The organism is Yersinia fenwicki (genome assembly GCF_043099325.1).
Lineage (GTDB): Bacteria > Pseudomonadota > Gammaproteobacteria > Enterobacterales > Enterobacteriaceae > Yersinia.
This window is the reverse complement of the sequence record NZ_CP170755.1, coordinates 519,905-537,082: the sequence shown is the minus strand read 5'-3', so window position 1 is coordinate 537,082 and position 17,178 is coordinate 519,905. Positions and strand designations below refer to the sequence as shown.

The window sequence follows — 17,178 nt, the reverse complement described above, 5'->3', positions numbered from 1 at the left end:
GGAGAAAGTGACTCTATTCTTTCTCTTCCCGGCAAGATTATGCCGCTTTGAGGTCAGTAAATGTCGAGTTCTGTCAGCAAACGTCAGTGTCATGCCTGTTTTTTAACTATTGCTTAAAAAACACTCAATTAGCATCTATATTTCCCTGTTTCATATCCTGCTATTTTGCTAAAGTGACAGCACTTTTTTATTCGGATATGTTGGGAGCGAAACGCAAATATATGCGCTGGTTGTTTGCTCTGTTTATTGCAGTGTCTGGCTGGGCCGCTTCGGCTTCCGGCAACCTGCTATCGCCCACGCACCCAACACCAGGTATCGCCTTACCTGCGCTTGACTGTAACTATGTCAGCAGTACTTCATCATCGATGAATATAGCTTCGTCAGATTTGCGTCTGCAAAAAAAAGCCTTTTATTCTCAATTACGTTTAATGGGCATGCCCGCCAAAAAAACCGCCATAAAAAACCGGTTGGGTACACTTAAATTTATCGGTCCAGTTAATCCTTCGCTTGCCAACAACATCTGGCATGGCACCTATCTGGCGATGTACCGCAGTCATCGTGCGGATGAAATCTACAAACAGCCACGGCAATCTCAGCCGCTGCTGAATTATTCCAATTGGATATTCCATGCATCGACACAGCAAAATCGTGTGGGTGGTTGGAAAGAGAGTAATACTCAATATAGCGGGATGCTTACCTATCACATTATGGCGTGATGCTTTTTCTATTGTCGTAATACATGGGCATCGCAACAAGAAGTAAATTTACCTCAAGATATCAGCGAATTGGTTTGCCCTGGTTTATTTATCATAACCATCGCTAAGACACGAGAAAGTATCAGATATCTTTGTGATCGTGTTTATATCCATAACGATGCATACAACAAACAATGACGTTTTAGGAATACCAGATGGATATCATTAAAGAACTCTTACATGCTTTATGGGCACAAGACTACGAGACGCTCGCGAACCCGTCGTTAGTATGGGCCATCTACATCCTGCTATTTGTGATACTTTTTCTGGAAAATGGCTTGCTCCCGGCAGCCTTTTTACCTGGCGATAGCCTGTTAATTCTGGTGGGCGTACTGATTGCAAAAGGTGCCATGAGTTTCCCAGTCACACTGGTGGTGTTAACCACCGCAGCCAGCCTGGGTTGCTGGGTCAGTTATATTCAAGGCCGATGGCTGGGGAATACAAAGGTGGTACAAGGGTGGCTATCCCACCTTCCAGCACATTATCACCAACGCGCGCATAACCTGTTCCACCGTCATGGGTTATCCGCACTGTTAGTCGGGCGTTTCCTGGCATTTGTGCGCACCTTGTTACCAACAATTGCCGGTCTTTCCGGTCTGAATAATGCACGCTTTCAATTCTTTAACTGGATGAGTGGCTTCCTGTGGGTGTTGATCTTAACCACGATGGGCTTCGCTTTTGGTAAAACGCCGGTATTCCTGAAATACGAAGATGAAGTGATGTTTTTCCTGATGTTACTGCCTCTGGCACTACTGGTGATCGGCTTGTTTGGTTCTTTATATGTACTTTGGCGCAAAAAAAATACCACGTCAGTGAATGATAGTAATGACAAAGGTAAGCCAGAGTGATTAACCTCCGTGGCCGTTTTGGCCGCCAAGTTTGGCACTATCTTATCCTGCCGGTGACAGTTTTATTGCTGGCAGCCCTGCTGTTTACGCCCATTATTATGTGCACCGAAAGCGCGCTAAAAATTCGGCCTAATCAGCATGGGCTGTCATTACCTGATGGTTTTTATCTGTACCAGCATCTTGATCAGCGGGGGATTCGCATCAAAAGTATCACTCCAGAAAATGGCAGTTTGGTGGTGAGTCTTGAGTCTCCAGAGCAGCAACAAGAAGCCATTACAGCCTTACAAGATATCCTGCCAGGCGGTTATGTCATTGTCTCCAGTGAGTCAAAGAAACGTCAGAGTTTATTGCCCGCACTCAGAAATAACCTACAGAATGTAGGATAATCCGCATCCCGGGGAGTGGTTTTTCCTTAATTATTGCCAGATTATCCTGCTGATTTATGATTAATCTATAAAAAATCCTGTAATAGACTTGGGTATCATATAATTCAGCGCTATGCTTAGTCATTCATAGTTGCCTATTTCATCCCGACTCTTGTTGTAAAAGGAAGCAATACCATGTTGTTACGTACTATTTTTTCTCCACGGGCCTTTCTCCTGCTAGCATTACCGATGACCGTATTTTGCAGTGTCGCCCAGGCAAATGAATGCGATATCAAAGCCAATGAGATCCAACAACAGATTGATTATGCGAAAAAACATGGCAATACTCATCGCGTCGCAGGTCTGGAAACGGCCTTGAACCAAGTTAAGAATAATTGTACGGTTGAAAGCCTGGAAGCCGACCGCCAGAGCAAAATTAAAGAAAAGCAGCACAAAGTCGCTGAGCGTCAGGAAGAGCTAAAAGAGGCTCAAGAAACAGGTAATGCTGAGAAAATCACTAAAAAACAGAAGAAGTTAACGGAAGCGCAAGCCGAGTTAGAGCAAGCTCTGGCACATAAGTAGCGACTCCGGGTTTAAATACAGACACAGTGAGTCATTTGAAAATTATTAGGATAATTAACCTATCAACTTTCAGAGAAATTCACTAGATTAAGTATTCACCTCAGTTATTCTAAGGAGTTATTAAATGCCACAAGATAAAACCTCTGAACATTTGCGCGCTGAACTTAAGTCACTTGCGGATACTTTGGAAGAAGTGCTGCAATCTTCGACCGATAAGCCGAAAGCTGAGCTAGATAAGCTACGGGCCAAAGCGGAAAACGCGTTGAAAGATACGCGTGAACGTCTTAGCGAAACGGGTGATAGAATCGCCGCCCAAACCAAAGAAATTGCTGATAAAGCCGATAACTATGTCCATGACAACCCTTGGGCTGGCGTAGGTATCGGTGCGGCTGTTGGCGTGGTGTTAGGCGTTCTGTTGTCTCGCCGCTGATTATGGCTGAACTTCCTCAAACTAAGGGCCCCGGTAAAGGGGTCCTCGATACTGTCCACCGCATCGCTACCATCGTGGTTGGCATGGTCGAAACCCGTATTCGGCTAGCGGCTATTGAACTGGAAGAAGAAAAAGCAACACTGATTCAGTTGCTGATGATGGCGGGAATTACTCTGCTGTTTACCGCTTTCGGTTTGATGAGTCTGCTGGTGTTGGTGATATGGGCGATTGATCCTGCTTATCGCTTAGTTGCATTGGGGTCGACAACGGCAGTGCTCTTAGCACTGGCGATAATCGGTGTTATCTGGACACTCACCAAAGCGCGCCATTCCACCCTGCTGGGGTCAACCCGCAAGCAACTGGAAACGGATCGCGAGTTATTGGAGAAAGAGCGTTGAGTCGCCGTCAATTAGCACAGGAAAAGGCCGCATTGTTACGGGAGATCCAGCAGCAACGTCTGGATCTCGCTAACAGCGCCGCGCATTGGATCGAAGTCACCGCACCTTATGATCGTGGCTGGGCGAAAATCGTCAGTATGCGAAAATATCTGATGGTGGGTTCAAGTCTGGTGGCGTTATATGGCATTCGCCATCCCAGTAAGTTAATCCGCTGGTCGCGCAGAGCGGTCAGTGCATGGGGTGCTATCCGATTGTTTCGCAGTACTTTTTTATTACGTTGATCCCTCATTCCACTGCACTGTACTGACACGCAGCCATCATCTTATGTTTGATAAAGCCAGCATATCATTCAGCCTGCTGTAGCATCATTCCCCATAAGCAGGCTTTTATATTCTGTCACTTCAATTTTTTTGATAAAAAACGACAGTTTTACTTGCTAACAACTTATCAACTTCTCGACTAACATTCTCTCATCAAGTCAGGGCGTTTGCAGAAATACACCGGCAAACAATCACATATATACTTTTTGATTAAAAATTAACGCCAGCAGATGCCAGGCATTAATACAAAACACTTTTTGGAGAAGTCGTCGATGAACAAATTACAAGATACTGGTCTGTTGGTAGCACGTATTCTGATGCCAATTCTGTTTATTGTTGCCGGTTACGGCAAAATGGGTGATGCCTATGCCGGGACCCAACAATATATGCAAGCAATGGGTGTCCCTGGTTTCTTCCTGCCACTGACTATCCTGTTGGAATTTGGCGGCGGTTTGGCCATTCTGTTTGGTTTCCTGACTCGCACCACCGCGCTGTTCACTGCCGGTTTCACCATTCTGACCGCACTGATCTTCCACACTAACTTTGCGGAAGGTGTTAACCAACTGATGTTCATGAAAAACCTGACCATCGCTGGCGGTTACATTGTCTTAGCGGTTGCCGGCCCTGGTGGTTTCAGTATCGACCGCCTGTTGGGTAAGAAGTGGTAAGGCTATACTTTAATATGCAATCCCCCAAGTAATTGGAGTTGCAGCCAGGCAGCAAACGAATGCATCCCGATGAGCTGACTCAGATCAGTGATTCGGGTAAACGAGAGCAGCTAACAACTCTGCAATTTCAAAAACGAAGGGGATAAAATGGGACAACTTGTAGACGGTATTTGGAAAGATATTTGGTATGACACCAAATCTACCGGTGGTCACTTCAAGCGCAGTACCTCACAGTTCCGCAATTGGATCACGGCTGATGGCCAGGCTGGGCCCCAGGGCAAAGCCGGTTTTAAAGCCGAAGCAGACCGCTACCATTTGTATGTTTCTCTCGCCTGCCCGTGGGCGCATCGAACTTTACTTTTACGTACTCTGAAGGGCCTGGAGTCACTGATTTCTGTTTCCGTCGTGCATCCGCTAATGAAAGAGCATGGCTGGACATTCGGTGATGATTTCCCCGCCGCCACCGGCGATTCGCTTTATCACCTCGATTATCTTTATCAACTCTATTTGCGTGCTGACCCCCACTATAGCGGGCGCGTCACCGTTCCAGTGTTATGGGACAAACAGCAGCAAACGGTTGTTAGCAATGAGTCAGCCGATATTATTCGTATGTTCAATAGTGCTTTTGATGGCGTGGGTGCCAGAGCCGGGGATTATTACCCATCCGCATTACAACGCAATATTGATGACATAAATGGGTGGGTCTACGATCAGGTTAACAATGGTGTATATAAAGCGGGCTTTGCTACCACACAAGCAGCCTATGACGAAGCCGTCAATACCCTGTTTGATGCCTTGGCGAAGCTGGAGCAGATTCTGGGAAAACACCGTTATCTGACCGGTGACCAACTTACCGAAGCGGATTTGCGTTTATGGACCACATTGGTACGTTTTGATCCCGTGTATGTCACACATTTTAAATGTGATAAACACCGGATCAGCGATTATCTAAATTTGTACGGTTTCCTGCGTGATATTTATCAAATGCCAGGTATTGCCGAGACGGTAGATTTTGCTCATATCCGCAATCACTACTATCGCAGCCACGACACGATTAATCCTTATGGCATTATCTCCATCGGCCCACAGCAAGATCTGCTGGAGCCACATGACCGAGATATCCGTTTTGCTTAGTTAACCGATTAACGCACAGTCGCCGTTTATTTATTCACAAAGAGTTTAGGGATCTCGCGCAGACACCACGACTTAGCCTCACCCATACTGTCACGCCGCCAGGCCATAATAATATCGGCCTCGCGGCTGTATTCTGGCCCGACAACCCGTAAGCGCCCTGCTTCAATATCTTTCTCAACCATTTCATACGGCATGGTCGCCACCCCCAAACCGGCCAGCAATGCCCGCCGCTTATCTTCGATGGTGCTCACCGTTAACCGCTGCTGTTTATCCAGCAATTGCACGGTCAAAACCGGCCGTTCACGAGCGGTATCGGCTACAGCAACACCACGGTATTTCACCCGAGTTAGCTCTGATAGCGGCTCTGGTTCCTGATGGATTGGATGGTCAGGGCTGGCCACATAAACACTGGTGACTTTGTACAGTTTGCGACTATTAATTTCCGACGATGCGCGAAAATGCATGTCTGGCGCAATCACAATATCTGCTCGCCCCTGCTCCAACCGTTCCCAAGCACCTGCCAATACTTCAGTAAAAATAGAGACTTGCGTATTTGCTTTCAGCGCCAGTCGATCAATCAACGGGAACAGTTTCCATGCCGGAGACAACGTTTCACTGACGATAGTGATATGGGTTTCCCAACCACGCGCCAATGCCTCAGCATCCGTGGTCAGCTTATCTGCAGCTTCCAGCAGTACTCGCCCACGATCCAACAGCATACGACCCACATTGGTAAACTTGGTGCGATGCCCGGAACGGTCGAATAGCACCACATCCAGCTCTTCTTCGAGTTTTTGCATGGTGTAGCTCAATGCCGAAGGTACACGCCCCAATTCATCGGCAGCTGCAGCAAAACTGCCACGGCGGTCAATGGCATCCATCACTCTCAAGGCTTCTAACGTTAGCGCCCGATCTTTGCCCATCGTTTTCTCAATCAGGAAATTTGAATATAGTGACCAGATTAACTGGCTAACAATCTGGCGTCCAGACGCTTACCATTTGTTTATCGATTAATATCAGCAAAGAGCGATCATTGTCATGATTACATGCAGAACAGCAAAACAGTGCGGGCAAGCAGACTTTGGTTGGCTCCAGGCGCGCTATACCTTTTCATTCGGCCACTATTTTGATCCAAAATTATTAGGCTATGCTTCACTGCGCGTGCTGAATCAGGAGGTTCTCGCGCCGGGTGCATCATTCCAGCCGCGAACTTATCCACGGGTTGATATTTTGAATATCATTCTACAAGGCGAAGCAGAATACCGAGATAGCTTAGGTAACCATGTGCGCGGTAAAACTGGCGATGTCCTGCTATTTTCTACCCAAGCGGGTGTTAGCTATAGCGAGCATAATCTCAGTGCCGACAAACCATTAACGCGAATTCAGTTATGGCTCAATGCTTGCCCCGAGCAAGAAAGTCAATCGGCTCAGCATTTATCGCTGTGTACCCAACCATTAAGACTATTGGCTTCCCCTGATGGTGAAAAAGGCAGCCTGAAGTTGCGCCAGCAAGTGTGGATCCATCACCTGAATTTGGCAGCGGGTGAGCAATATACGATTGATTTGCACGGCTCGAGGGCTTATCTGCAATCTATTCACGGAACCGTAGAAGTGACAGGCCCGCAAGTGAGCGAAGCTCAGGGCTTGACCTGTGGTGATGGCGCTTTTGTGCAAGAAGAGCAGCATTTAGTGATTAGAGCGCAAACCCCCCTGCGGGCATTGCTGATTGATTTACCAGAATGACCGGGCATTCGCCCGGTCGATTTTAAATGCTGCAGTCGTATTTATATCTATCATTGATGAGCTTCTTACGCTTTCAATGATGCCATATCAATAACAAAACGGTATTTCACATCACTTTTCAGCATACGTTCGTAGGCATGATTAATATCCTGAATATTAATCATTTCGATATCTGAAGCAATGCCGTGCTTCGCGCAGAAATCCAACATTTCTTGTGTCTCAGCAATACCGCCGATGCATGAACCCGTCACCGAACGCCGTCCCAAAATCATCGGTAAAGTGCTCACCATTGGGCTGATATCCCCCAGGAAACCGACAAATACCAATGTGCCATTAATATTCAGCGTCGGCATATAAGGGTTGATATCATGCACATAAGGCACAGTATCAATAATCAAATCAAACTGCCCTTTGGCCGTAGCCATTTGTGCATCATCGGTAGATAAAACAATATGATGAGCGCCCAAACGACGAGCATCCGCCTCTTTGTTAGGTGAGCGGGTAAAGAGAGTCACTTCAGCACCGAGCGCATTAGCCAGCTTCAAGGCCATATGACCCAACCCACCCAGCCCCACCACTGCCACTTTACTGCCTTTACCCACCTTCCAGTGACGCAATGGTGACCAGGTGGTGATGCCAGCACACAGCAGTGGTGCGGCCGCTTTTAGATCCAGGCCAGCCGGCATCTTTAACACGAAATCTTGTGATGCAATAATAGATTGTGAATAACCGCCATAGGTTGGGGTATGGTCATGGCGGTCAATACCATTGTAGGTCTGCACATTCCCTTCTTCGCAATACTGCTCTAATCCCTGTTGACAGGGTTGGCAATGTCGACAGGAATCCACCATGCAGCCAATGCCAGCAAGGTCACCGACCTTGAACTTTGTGACATCCTTACCCACTGCAGTGACGCGCCCAACGACTTCATGACCGGGAACTATAGGATAGGTACTAAATCCCCAGTCATTACGCGCCTGATGCAGATCAGAATGGCAAACGCCGCAGTAGAGCACCTCCATCACCACATCATCGGGTCGAGGAGCACGACGAGTAAACTCAAAGGGTGCCAGAGGAACTTTTGCTGACGTGGCAGCATAACCGAGCACTTTCATTGTCATGGTGTATCTCCGGTATTATAAACACTGTGATTTACAGCTCGATAAACCTTAAAAAGATCAAGGTAAGCGGTATAACTGTAGACGCTACGAGCCATTTCACCGTGATTCCTGAGGGTGTTCAGGTGACAGATCAAAGTCCGGTCAGTTTTTCCAGTGCTTCAGGGTAGCGCTCCCCGATTAATGTCACTTTTGCAGCAGCGCTGTCGATTTGCTGAAGATCTGCAGCGGTCAACTCAAGGTTGGCGGCACCCATATTTTCTTCCAGCCGATTGAGCTTGCGTGTCCCTGGAATCGGCACAATCCACGGTTTTTTTCGCCAATAACCAAGCCAAGGCAATTTGCGCCGGTGTCGCACCTTTTTGCTGCGCCACATCCTGAATCAAGGCTATCAGCCCCTGATTCGCTTTTAATGCCTCCGGTGTGAAACGCGGCAAAGTGCTACGGAAATCATCACTGGAAAACTCGGTGCTTTCCGTCATTTTACCAGTCAAATAGCCTTTACCTAGTGGACTGTAAGGCACCAAACCAATACCTAATTCTTCCAGCGTGGGGATAATTTCCAGCTCCGGTTTTCGCCACCACAAAGAATATTCACTCTGTAGTGCAGTAACCGGCTGAACCGCATGGGCACGACGAATCGTTGCAGCCCCCGCCTCGGACAAACCAAAGTGTTTAACTTTGCCTTCTTTAATGAGATCTTGTACCACTCCAGCCACATCTTCGATAGGCACATTCGGATCCACACGATGTTGATAAAATAGATCAATAACATCGGTTTTCAGGCGCTTAAGAGAGGCTTCCGCGACTTTCTTGATATGTTCAGGTCGGCTATTTAAACCCACCCATCTTGGCCCACCATTCGGATCGGCCTGAAAACCAAATTTGGTCGCAATGACCACCTTATCGCGCAAAGGAGCCAACGCCTCACCCAATAATTCTTCATTGGTATAAGGCCCGTAGACCTCTGCGGTATCAAAGAATGTCACCCCAAGATCTACCGCTTTGCGTAGCAATGAAATCATTTCCTGTTTATCTGTTGCTGGGCCATAGCCAAAGCTCATTCCCATGCAACCTAAACCCATTGCTGACACTTCAAGATTACTGCGGCCCAATCTGCGCTTTTGCATTGTCTCTACCCCTGTCTATTGTTGTTTACCATCACATGGCATTCACCAAATGAATATCGGTTGCAGAAAAGGTAGCAAATGCCTGAGCGGAGTATTAGAGGGAGAAATACGCATGAGTATATGAATTTAATTCATAAATTGAGCTACACTCAAAATCCTCAAGGCTAACAGGCAGGAACCCTGATGTTAAAAGAGAATTTTAACGATTTAATTTCATTTCTTATGGTCGCCAGAGAACGTAGCTTTACTAAGGCTGCGGCGAAACTGGGGGTTTCCCAATCAGCCTTGAGTCACTCAATTCGCGGGCTGGAGGAGCGCCTTGAGCTGCGCTTGCTGACCCGCACCACCCGCAGTGTTGCCCCGACGGAAGCCGGCGAAAGGTTGGCAAATAGCCTCGAACCCCGTTTTGCAGAAATTGAGAGCGAGCTGGATGCACTGAGTGAGATGCGGGCCCGCCCCGCGGGAAATATTCGTATCACTGCCGGTGAACATGCTGTCGATTCAGTGCTCTGGCCGGTGCTGAAATCCTTTCTGGCCGAATACCCTGATATTAATGTAGAAATCACGGTCGACAATACCTTAACCGACATTGTAGCAGGCCGTTTTGACGCGGATATTCGCTTGGGAGAACAGGTCGCAAAGGATATGGTCGCCGTGCGGATTGGACCAGATATGAGTATGGCCGTGGTAGGCTCCCCTTCTTATGTGGCTAAATATGGCATCCCAACCACGCCAGCAGATTTACAAAATCATCGCTGTATCAATATGCGCCTACCAACTATGGGTGGCCTGTATGCGTGGGAGTTTGAAAAAGAAGGGCGTGAGTTAAAAGTACGTGTTGATGGTCAGTTAACTTTCAATAGCATACGACAACGTATTGATGCCGCCGCCATCGGTTTTGGTCTGACAATGGCACCAGAAGATGCTGTGAAAGCTGAAATTGCCAGTGGCAACTTAATTCGCGTTCTGGAAGAGTGGTGTGAGCCTTTCCCCGGTTACTATCTTTATTATCCCAGCCGCAAGCAACATACCACTGCATTTTCGTTACTCGTCGATGCTTTACGTTATCAGCGATGAACAAACAAAAACCCCGCCGAAGCGGGGTTTTATGGAATGAGTGGAGTTGACCGGTAAGGCAACTAGCCAAATGAAAGGCCGTTTCCTGCTGCATTTACACGCAGTTATAAGGTTAGTGTGTATCTCAGTTTGTATCCCATCATAGCAAGCTAATTGTCTTAGCGCAGCCCGATGATGTATCTCACTTGCTGGGGGAGCCCCATTATCTGCACTATTTCGTTTACTCCACATAAAACACAATTTCAGTTTTAATTGCCTGATCCATCATTATCCCTTACCTTTTGGGCAGATTGCCAAAGTGATATTGGCAAATGGGTAAATAAGGGATAATCATGGCAACAGGATATTGGATAGTCAAAGGTGATAAGACAAGCTGTGGCGGAATAGTGCATGAGGGGATGCCAGAGAGACAGTTTGCAGGTCATCCGATCGCAGTGAATGGCAGTAAAGTCTCGTGCGGCAAACACCCCGGTAGCTATAGCGTGGGGGGAGGACATCCGGGCGAGATAGTGTATGGGCATTACGTTGCCAGCACGCTGTATAGCCGCTCGACGTGTCCATGCAAAGCATTTTTTATCCCGTCACAGACATGGGCATCTCATGGTCCTTATCAAGGAGGGCAACAGCAGACAGTGGCTTCCCGGGCAGCGGTAGATTCAACGACGACTGAGCCACAACAGTTCGCTCAGTCGGCTAAAAAAGCCAGTTTCCCCCCCTATCTCACCGGTGAAAAACCACTTTCTGAGTTTGTCCCAGATTACCCAGTGTTACGTAATACCCATACTCTACCGGATGACGCTTTACGCGCTATGTTGGCACGAACCAATCAAGATGTGATGCTACTGACTCTCTCGGAGAGTTTGGAAGTGCTCCAATCATGGGGTTGGAAAGACACGAAAACAGCTTGGGTGGAAACGACTCAGTCCGGTGTCGGGCAAGTGATGGTTAATTACGGTGTGAATGGAAAGGATGTTGTCACCACCTCGATGATTATTGCTCGATTAGGTGACTTCGGTATTAGGGCTACGGTCTACGTTAATCATAAAGGCACTGAGTTAATCAAACTGACAGGCTACGCTGGTGTTAGAAAAGTATTAACCGCGCCGGTATTTGCATTAAAAAACCCGAAGGTGGTTGATTTGGGTATTGGTAAGTATGGGCTGAAAAACTCGATTATCAGTGGTGCACGATTAACGTTTTATGTGGCAGCAGCTTACCGAACGCTTGATTTTATATTGAACGATGCCAACTCACTGGCTGAGTTTATCGGTTCCTTGGCAACTGATGTGGTGAAAATAGGTATTGCGTCGGCTGTTAGTTGGGGGATTGGGACAATCGCTCTAGGCGTTGTTTCTACCGTTGCAGTTCCTTTGGTTGTAGTCGTTGTCGCTGGGTTGGTTTCTGCAATTGGTTTAAACTATTTAGATGATAAATTTGGTTTTACAGATCAAGTTGTTAAGTGCATTGAAGGTGCACAGCAAGAATTTTTAGAAAAAGCTCGCGAGGTGGAACAGGGGCTTTGGGATTTGGGATTTGGGATTTGGGATTTGGGGGCAATGTATGCAGATAAGATGCTTGATAAAGGTAAAGACGTTATTGAGTATGAAGTCAGAAACTATATCAAAGAAGTATTGAGTAACTTTAATACTAGGTGGTTTTAATGTACGAACTCACATTAAAAAGAAGAGTATCTATGTTTTTTGGTGTGCTATTTTTAGTTATACCTTTAAGCGTAGGAGGTGTATATCTGACTTTAGATACCATAAATGAGTATTTATCATTTCCTGATATTATCGTTTTCTCATCTTTTATCATATATGGAATTACGTGTTTTCTTATACTTACCCCTCTTACCTTTCTTTCTATTCCCCCTATTTTTTTAGGTCGTCAAGCACCCGATTCCATCCAAAAGCCTCTATCTAGATTTATTGTCTTCTGCTTTCTTACATCTATTATTTTTCAGATAGGGTTCAGATTTTATTTTATAAATGAATTTGAAAAAAGAGGATATGTAGCTTGTCAGGGCATACCATCAGGCTGGATGCCGGGAATGGCAACTAAATATGTAACGAGTCAAGCGCTGTGCTTGAAAAAGCCCAATTGAAACGCTCTTCTCTCAGAGAATTTCTTAAGCACTCAACGACCGCCACTGCTACTGACAGTGGCTTTTCATTTTCAATAAGCTATTCAGTGCCGCTTAGCCGTTTCCATAAAGTACAAAACCTAGCGCCGATCTTTCTCAAATATCACCCATCATCTGTCTTAGATACCGAATCGGATGGTTTCACCCTAGAAAGGGTAGTAGGCATTGCTGGCGATGAAATATATAAGGTATTTGAACAATGACCGAGGGATTAATTAAACAGTTGATTTTGCTATTGGCTGTAATTTCGGCAATTTTAATATACTTTTCATTCTTCTATTCATATCTTAAAAAGAATAGTCATATAAAATTATGTAAGCTATTCTCAGATAGGTTCGGTTCTTTACCAGAACTATTTTACCCTATAGAAATGGGGGTTTTATGTTTACTTTTCAAAAAGATACATACTTCCATGTAATTCTGACATTTAAAAAACATTCTTGGCCTGTAAGAAACATCCCAGATGAATATTACGACTTTATAAGGAACCTCCCTCCCCAATTTACTCGATGGATAAAAATAAAATTCTATCTTTTTTTTATTGGTTTAGCCGGATTATTCCTAAGTGCATTGCTATTCTCTTACTTAAGATAATTATTGATATCAATTGGGAAGATCATTTTGAAGTGATTGACTCTCGGCCCCGTAATAGCGAGCTACTCGTCTAGAGACAGTCATTCCTTTAACTTTGTACTGCACCAAACAAAAACCCCGCCGAAGCGGGGTTTTATGGAATGAGTGGAGTTGACCGGTAAGCCGGGTTCTGTCGTGGACAGTCATTCCTCTAGGCCAGCAATCGCTCACTGGCTCAAGCAGCCTACCCGGGTTCAGTACGGGCCGTACCATGTGAACCCCTATTTGGCCTTGCTCCGGGTGGAGTTTACCGTGCCACGGACTGTTGCCAGCCGCGCGGTGCGCTCTTACCGCACCCTTTCACCCTTACCTGATCCCACTTGCGTGGGCCATCGGCGGTTTGCTCTCTGTTGCACTTGTCGTAGGCTTGCGCCTCCCAGGCGTTACCTGGCACCCTGCCCTATGGAGCCCGGACTTTCCTCCCCTTCACCTGTCTCCCCCGAAAGGGACGGCAGCGAAGCGGCGACTGTCTAGTCAACTCCGCGGCGGATTATAGTCACATTAGCGCTGAATGTCATCTTCCCGTTGCACTAGATCACCATCAAGCTGTTCAAGTGCGTACTTATAAAGCGCATTCTTTTTCACGCCGTGGATTTCAGCGGCCAGCGCGGCCGCTTTTTTCAGTGGCAGCTCTTTTTGCAACAGCGCTAAAGTGCGTAAGGCAGCGGCAGGCAGTGCATCATCAACCTGTACTTTATGGCCTTCGACTATCAGCACCATTTCGCCACGACGGCGGGTTTCTTCTTCCTGAACCCAAGCCAATAACTCGCCAACCGGCGCGCCGTGGATAGATTCCCAGGTTTTGGTCAGTTCTCTGGCGAGTACCACATAGCGTTGTGGGCCAAGTACGGTTACCATGTCCTGTAAACTTTCCAACAAGCGGTGAGTTGATTCGTAGAAGATCAGTGTTCGAGGTTCCTCAATCAGCGCTTGCAGAGTATCCTTACGTCCTTTGGTTTTTGCTGGCAGGAAGCCTTCGTAGCAAAAACGATCTGAGGCAAGACCCGCGGCGGAGAGTGCGGTAATCGCCGCGCAAGCGCCCGGTAATGGCACAACTCGGATGCCAGCTTCACGGCAACGGCGCACCAGATGGTAGCCCGGATCGTTAATAAGTGGCGTACCTGCATCTGAAACCAGCGCAATACTCTGGCCTTCTTGCAGTTTCGCCAGTAAATGATCGGCTTTTTGTTGTTCGTTATGGTCATGAAGTGCAAACAGGCGGGCGTTGATCGCGAAATGCTGTAACAGCAACCCTGTATGACGTGTATCTTCTGCCGCAATCAAATCAACGCCTTTCAGTACCTCTAACGCCCGGTGGGTAATATCCCCTAAATTACCGATGGGGGTAGGTACCACATAAAGCGTAGATGCAGAAATCACTGCTCGATCGTGTTGATTCATTGTTTCATCCGAATTACCGATTTAATATTGAGCATCTTGAAAAAAACATCACTGGATACAGTATGCTTTCCTCAACATTCGTTCGTTCCAAAGCAGGGCTTGTCCCTGTTGTTCTGGCTGCGTTGATACTGGCAGCTTGTTCAGGCAGAGCACCACAGACGCCGCCACCCACAAATATACAGGACGAAGCAAGCGCTAACTCTGACTATTATCTGCAGCAGTTGCAACAGAGCAGTGATGATAACAAGGCTGACTGGCAATTACTCGCCATTCGTGCCCTGCTACGTGAAGGGAAGCTCCCTCAAGCGGCAGAACAGCTCAGTACTCTGTCCGCTAATCTGAGTGACGCGCAACGTCAGGAGCAGCAATTACTGACCGCAGAACTGCTGGTGGCTCAGAAAAATAATCCTGCGGCTGCTGATATTCTTGGTAAGTTGGATGCAACTCAGCTCTCAGCTAACCAACAGGTTCGCTTCTATCAGGCACAAATTGCCGCCAATCAGGGTAAAGCCACATTGCCGCTGATACGTGCCTTTATTGCTCAAGAACCCCTGCTAAAAGATAAAGCACATCAAGATAATATTGATGGAACCTGGCAAGCGCTGGCGCAACTCACCCCACAAGAATTGAATAATATTGTCATTAACGCAGACGAAAACGTGCTGCAAGGCTGGCTAGATTTGCTGCATGTATATCAGGATAACAAGCAAGACCCTGATCTGCTGAAAGCCGGTATTAAAGATTGGCAAAACCGTTATCCACAAAATCCGGCGGCGAAAAGCTTGCCAACGGCATTAACGCAGATCAGTAACTTCAGCCAGGCATCTACGGCGAAAATTGCTTTATTGCTGCCATTAAGTGGCCCGGCACAAGTCTTTGCTGACGCCATCCAACAAGGCTTTACTGCGGCGCAAAATGGCTTGCCAGTGAATGCCCCAGCGCCGGTGACACCAGATGCCACGGCCACGACACCAGCTGATGCCACTGCAACACCAGTGACTGACATTGCCACGCCAGCGCCAGTGGCAACCCCTGTTGCCACCAGCAATGCACAGGTAAAAGTCTACGATACCACCACTCAGCCCGTTGCTGCTTTGTTGGCACAAGCCCAGCAAGATGGTGCCACATTAGTTGTCGGCCCACTGCTGAAACCTGAAGTGGAACAACTGAATGCGACACCCAGCACCCTGAATATTCTGGCGCTAAATCAGCCGGAAGTTAGCACTAACAGCCCGAATATCTGTTACTTCGCCCTGTCTCCAGAAGATGAAGCTCGTGATGCAGCGCATCATCTGTGGAGCCAGGAGAAGAGAATGCCATTGTTGCTAACCCCGCGTGGTGCCTTTGGTGATCGCGTTGCCAAAGCCTTTGCAGAAGAGTGGCAGAAACAAGGTGGGCAGACAGTATTGCAACAAAACTTCGGCTCTACTGCTGAGTTGAAACAAGCCATCAACAGTGGTGCAGGCATCCGCCTGACAGGCCAACCGGTGAGTGTTTCAAGCGCACCTGCCGCAGCACCTGCATCAGTCACCATTGCCGGCTTGACCATTCCTGCACCACCAGTCGATGCACCAGTGGTATCAACATCTGCTGGCGGTAATATTGATGCGGTATATATCATTGCAACACCTGCTGAGTTGACACTGATTAAGCCAATGATTGATATGGCGACCAGTACACGCAGCAAACCAGCGCTGTTTGCCAGCTCACGCAGCTATCAGGCAGGCGCTGGCCCGGATTATCGGCTGGAAATGGAAGGTATTCAGTTTAGTGATATCCCATTGATGGCAGGGGCAAATCCTGCGCTGATGCAACAAGCATCGGCCAAATTTGCCAACGACTATTCACTGGTACGTTTATACGCCATGGGCATTGATGCGTGGACATTATCGAATCATTTTGCTGAAATGCGCCAAATTCCTGGTTTCCAGGTGAGCGGAACTACCGGTGATTTAACCGCATCAGCCGATTGTGTTATCACCCGTAAATTGCCTTGGCTGCAATACCGCCAAGGCATGGTAGTACCGGCGGCGTAAAGTGATCAGGGGGCACCCCTGCAACTTCAAGGACGAAGGGAATATGAGCCAAAGGGATACTGGCACACACTACGAAAACCAAGCCCGCCACTATCTTGAGCGGGCAGGTTTAGTGTTTAAAGCAGCAAATGTCACCTATCAAAGTGGTGAGATTGACCTTATCATGCGCGATGGCGACACTTGGGTATTTGTTGAAGTACGCTTTCGCCGCAATGGCCGATTCGGCGGGGCTGCCGCCAGTATCACTTACAGCAAACAACAACGGCTACTCCGAGCCGCCGCCATTTGGCTGGCGCAGCGAAACGCCTGTTTTGCTACTACACCGTGCCGTTTTGATGTTTTTGCCATCACTGGTAGCGAGCTAGAATGGCTGCCAAACGCCTTCAATGCGGATTGA

At 47.4% G+C, this 17,178-nt stretch carries 18 protein-coding genes, 1 other RNA gene and 1 pseudogene; 15 read left to right on the top strand and 5 right to left on the bottom strand.

Annotated elements, in window-relative coordinates; translation table 11 throughout:
- Positions 1-221 precede the first annotated feature (221 nt).
- From ACF3VQ_RS02485 to ACF3VQ_RS02445, 9 genes are all read left to right on the top strand, one after another.
- On the top strand, positions 222-716 hold the full coding sequence (locus ACF3VQ_RS02485) for a hypothetical protein (RefSeq protein WP_392433258.1): 495 nt from the start codon (positions 222-224) through the stop codon (positions 714-716).
- Positions 717-910: 194 nt separating this feature from the next.
- Positions 911-1,603, top strand: coding sequence for a DedA family protein (locus ACF3VQ_RS02480; protein ID WP_392433257.1), 693 nt, complete (start codon positions 911-913; stop codon positions 1,601-1,603).
- Positions 1,600-1,989, top strand: coding sequence for an EnvZ/OmpR regulon moderator MzrA (mzrA, locus tag ACF3VQ_RS02475; RefSeq protein ID WP_392433256.1), 390 nt, complete (start codon positions 1,600-1,602; stop codon positions 1,987-1,989). The genes ACF3VQ_RS02480 and mzrA overlap by 4 nt, the downstream gene beginning before the upstream one ends.
- Before the next feature lie 174 nt (positions 1,990-2,163).
- The gene (locus ACF3VQ_RS02470; RefSeq protein WP_392433255.1) at positions 2,164-2,550 is read left to right on the top strand and encodes a DUF1090 domain-containing protein; all 387 of its coding nucleotides are present in this window, start codon (positions 2,164-2,166) and stop codon (positions 2,548-2,550) included.
- Between the two features lie 124 nt (positions 2,551-2,674).
- Complete coding sequence (locus ACF3VQ_RS02465; protein WP_392433254.1) at positions 2,675-2,980, top strand: YqjD family protein; 306 nt, start codon at positions 2,675-2,677, stop codon at positions 2,978-2,980.
- A 2-nt stretch (positions 2,981-2,982) separates the two neighbouring features.
- The gene (locus ACF3VQ_RS02460; protein WP_392433253.1) at positions 2,983-3,378 is read left to right on the top strand and encodes a phage holin family protein; all 396 of its coding nucleotides are present in this window, start codon (positions 2,983-2,985) and stop codon (positions 3,376-3,378) included.
- Positions 3,375-3,659 (top strand): YqjK-like family protein, encoded by a 285-nt coding sequence (locus tag ACF3VQ_RS02455; RefSeq protein ID WP_005174201.1) that lies wholly within the window; start codon positions 3,375-3,377, stop codon positions 3,657-3,659. Before ACF3VQ_RS02460 ends, ACF3VQ_RS02455 begins: the two co-directional genes overlap by 4 nt.
- Positions 3,660-3,970: 311 nt before the next feature.
- Entirely contained in the window at positions 3,971-4,366 is a 396-nt protein-coding gene (locus ACF3VQ_RS02450) for a DoxX family protein (RefSeq protein WP_004391987.1), read from the top strand.
- 147 nt (positions 4,367-4,513) lie between these two features.
- Complete coding sequence (locus ACF3VQ_RS02445) at positions 4,514-5,500, top strand: glutathione S-transferase family protein (protein WP_392433252.1); 987 nt, start codon at positions 4,514-4,516, stop codon at positions 5,498-5,500.
- A 26-nt stretch (positions 5,501-5,526) separates the two neighbouring features.
- Here ACF3VQ_RS02445 and ACF3VQ_RS02440 read toward each other — a convergent pair whose 3' ends face one another.
- The gene (locus tag ACF3VQ_RS02440; RefSeq protein ID WP_392433251.1) at positions 5,527-6,423 is read right to left on the bottom strand and encodes a LysR family transcriptional regulator; all 897 of its coding nucleotides are present in this window, start codon (positions 6,421-6,423) and stop codon (positions 5,527-5,529) included.
- 115 nt (positions 6,424-6,538) lie between these two features.
- Between ACF3VQ_RS02440 and ACF3VQ_RS02435 the strand changes: the two genes are divergently transcribed.
- Positions 6,539-7,243, top strand: coding sequence for a pirin family protein (locus tag ACF3VQ_RS02435; RefSeq protein ID WP_392433250.1), 705 nt, complete (start codon positions 6,539-6,541; stop codon positions 7,241-7,243).
- 65 nt (positions 7,244-7,308) lie between these two features.
- On the opposite strand, the gene ACF3VQ_RS02430 is transcribed toward ACF3VQ_RS02435, so the two are convergent.
- Both ACF3VQ_RS02430 and ACF3VQ_RS02425 read right to left on the bottom strand, forming a co-directional pair.
- Positions 7,309-8,364 carry an NAD(P)-dependent alcohol dehydrogenase gene (locus ACF3VQ_RS02430; protein WP_392433249.1) on the bottom strand — a complete coding sequence of 352 codons (1,056 nt, stop codon included), beginning with the start codon at positions 8,362-8,364 and terminating at the stop codon, positions 7,309-7,311.
- A 130-nt stretch (positions 8,365-8,494) separates the two neighbouring features.
- A pseudogene (locus ACF3VQ_RS02425) lies at positions 8,495-9,491 on the bottom strand (aldo/keto reductase).
- A 183-nt stretch (positions 9,492-9,674) separates the two neighbouring features.
- On the opposite strand from ACF3VQ_RS02425, the gene ACF3VQ_RS02420 reads away from it, so the two are divergent.
- The 3 genes from ACF3VQ_RS02420 (at position 9,675) to ACF3VQ_RS02410 (ending at position 12,672) form a co-directional block, all read left to right on the top strand.
- Positions 9,675-10,568, top strand: coding sequence for a LysR family transcriptional regulator (locus ACF3VQ_RS02420; protein ID WP_392433248.1), 894 nt, complete (start codon positions 9,675-9,677; stop codon positions 10,566-10,568).
- Between the two features lie 332 nt (positions 10,569-10,900).
- A complete protein-coding gene (locus ACF3VQ_RS02415) occupies positions 10,901-12,229 on the top strand; it encodes a PAAR domain-containing protein (protein WP_392433247.1) in 1,329 nt (442 codons plus the stop codon).
- Entirely contained in the window at positions 12,229-12,672 is a 444-nt protein-coding gene (locus ACF3VQ_RS02410) for a hypothetical protein (RefSeq protein WP_392433246.1), read from the top strand. Before ACF3VQ_RS02415 ends, ACF3VQ_RS02410 begins: the two co-directional genes overlap by 1 nt.
- 775 nt (positions 12,673-13,447) lie before the next feature.
- On the opposite strand, the gene rnpB is transcribed toward ACF3VQ_RS02410, so the two are convergent.
- Together rnpB and rsmI are read right to left on the bottom strand one after the other, a co-directional pair.
- Positions 13,448-13,826, bottom strand: an RNA gene (gene rnpB / locus ACF3VQ_RS02405) — RNase P RNA component class A.
- 19 nt (positions 13,827-13,845) lie between these two features.
- Complete coding sequence (gene rsmI / locus ACF3VQ_RS02400; protein WP_392433245.1) at positions 13,846-14,745, bottom strand: 16S rRNA (cytidine(1402)-2'-O)-methyltransferase; 900 nt, start codon at positions 14,743-14,745, stop codon at positions 13,846-13,848.
- 62 nt (positions 14,746-14,807) lie between these two features.
- On the opposite strand from rsmI, the gene ACF3VQ_RS02395 reads away from it, so the two are divergent.
- Complete coding sequence (locus tag ACF3VQ_RS02395) at positions 14,808-16,781, top strand: penicillin-binding protein activator (RefSeq protein WP_392433244.1); 1,974 nt, start codon at positions 14,808-14,810, stop codon at positions 16,779-16,781.
- Between the two features lie 43 nt (positions 16,782-16,824).
- Entirely contained in the window at positions 16,825-17,178 is a 354-nt protein-coding gene (locus ACF3VQ_RS02390) for a YraN family protein (protein WP_392433243.1), read from the top strand.

What these genes read in the sequence shown, in the direction of transcription:
- ACF3VQ_RS02485 (WP_392433258.1), top strand. Translation starts at nt 222, where the DNA reads ATGCGCTGGTTGTTTGCTCTGTTTATTGCAGTGTCTGGCTGGGCCGCT.
- ACF3VQ_RS02480 (WP_392433257.1), top strand. Translation starts at nt 911, where the DNA reads ATGGATATCATTAAAGAACTCTTACATGCTTTATGGGCACAAGACTAC.
- ACF3VQ_RS02470 (WP_392433255.1), top strand. Translation starts at nt 2,164, where the DNA reads ATGTTGTTACGTACTATTTTTTCTCCACGGGCCTTTCTCCTGCTAGCA.
- ACF3VQ_RS02465 (WP_392433254.1), top strand. Translation starts at nt 2,675, where the DNA reads ATGCCACAAGATAAAACCTCTGAACATTTGCGCGCTGAACTTAAGTCA.
- ACF3VQ_RS02460 (WP_392433253.1), top strand. Translation starts at nt 2,983, where the DNA reads ATGGCTGAACTTCCTCAAACTAAGGGCCCCGGTAAAGGGGTCCTCGAT.
- ACF3VQ_RS02450 (WP_004391987.1), top strand. Translation starts at nt 3,971, where the DNA reads ATGAACAAATTACAAGATACTGGTCTGTTGGTAGCACGTATTCTGATG.
- ACF3VQ_RS02445 (WP_392433252.1), top strand. Translation starts at nt 4,514, where the DNA reads ATGGGACAACTTGTAGACGGTATTTGGAAAGATATTTGGTATGACACC.
- ACF3VQ_RS02440 (WP_392433251.1), bottom strand. Translation starts at nt 6,423, where the DNA reads ATGGGCAAAGATCGGGCGCTAACGTTAGAAGCCTTGAGAGTGATGGAT.
- ACF3VQ_RS02435 (WP_392433250.1), top strand. Translation starts at nt 6,539, where the DNA reads ATGATTACATGCAGAACAGCAAAACAGTGCGGGCAAGCAGACTTTGGT.
- ACF3VQ_RS02430 (WP_392433249.1), bottom strand. Translation starts at nt 8,364, where the DNA reads ATGACAATGAAAGTGCTCGGTTATGCTGCCACGTCAGCAAAAGTTCCT.
- ACF3VQ_RS02420 (WP_392433248.1), top strand. Translation starts at nt 9,675, where the DNA reads ATGTTAAAAGAGAATTTTAACGATTTAATTTCATTTCTTATGGTCGCC.
- ACF3VQ_RS02415 (WP_392433247.1), top strand. Translation starts at nt 10,901, where the DNA reads ATGGCAACAGGATATTGGATAGTCAAAGGTGATAAGACAAGCTGTGGC.
- ACF3VQ_RS02410 (WP_392433246.1), top strand. Translation starts at nt 12,229, where the DNA reads ATGTACGAACTCACATTAAAAAGAAGAGTATCTATGTTTTTTGGTGTG.
- rsmI (WP_392433245.1), bottom strand. Translation starts at nt 14,745, where the DNA reads ATGAATCAACACGATCGAGCAGTGATTTCTGCATCTACGCTTTATGTG.
- ACF3VQ_RS02395 (WP_392433244.1), top strand. Translation starts at nt 14,808, where the DNA reads ATGCTTTCCTCAACATTCGTTCGTTCCAAAGCAGGGCTTGTCCCTGTT.
- ACF3VQ_RS02390 (WP_392433243.1), top strand. Translation starts at nt 16,825, where the DNA reads ATGAGCCAAAGGGATACTGGCACACACTACGAAAACCAAGCCCGCCAC.